The organism is Acinetobacter sp. MF4640 (assembly GCF_002018895.1).
Taxonomy (GTDB): domain Bacteria; phylum Pseudomonadota; class Gammaproteobacteria; order Pseudomonadales; family Moraxellaceae; genus Acinetobacter; species Acinetobacter johnsonii.
In genome coordinates, this window is sequence record NZ_MVOM01000157.1 from 1 (window position 1) to 556 (window position 556).

A 556-nucleotide genomic window follows, 5' to 3' on the forward strand; every position below is an offset into this window, starting at 1 on the left:
AAATCTTAGTCTTTAGCTAACATAATCTTCAGTTGATATTACTTGAGCATATGCAAATTCAAAAGCGGCCATTAATGTTGCATGGACATGACCAGCAGGTACTTTAACGCCATTAAATTCCAAGTCTAGTGTTGCACAAGCATCATGTATCACTTTTACCTTATAACCAAAATCAGAAGCAGCACGAACAGCAGCATCAACACACATATGCGTCATAGCACCAATCACGACTAACTCAGTCACTTGATTGCTATCTAAAATTTCTTTGAGATTCGTATTTAAGAACGCATTGATGTGATTTTTAATGATTACAGCTTCATCTTCTTGAGGCTTAACTGTGTCCTGAAATTCAATACTATTTGAGCTAGGTTCAAATATAGGAGATTCAGCATCAGCAATATGTTGCACATGAATCACTTGAGTACCCAGTTGACGGGCTTTCGCAATTACTTTCACTGCATTAGCAGCAGCTTGTTCAATATTTACCAATGGTAATTTACCTGTAGGTAGATATTCATTTTGTAAGTCGATAACTAATAAAGCTGATTTTGACATA

General features: G+C 36.0%; 1 protein-coding gene. It reads right to left on the reverse strand.

Annotated elements, in window-relative coordinates; translation table 11 throughout:
- Positions 1 to 12: 12 nt before the first annotated feature.
- A complete protein-coding gene (locus tag MF4640_RS18900) occupies positions 13 to 555 on the reverse strand; it encodes a cysteine hydrolase family protein (protein WP_058951821.1) in 543 nt (180 codons plus the stop codon).
- Between the last annotated feature and the right edge of the window lies 1 nt (position 556).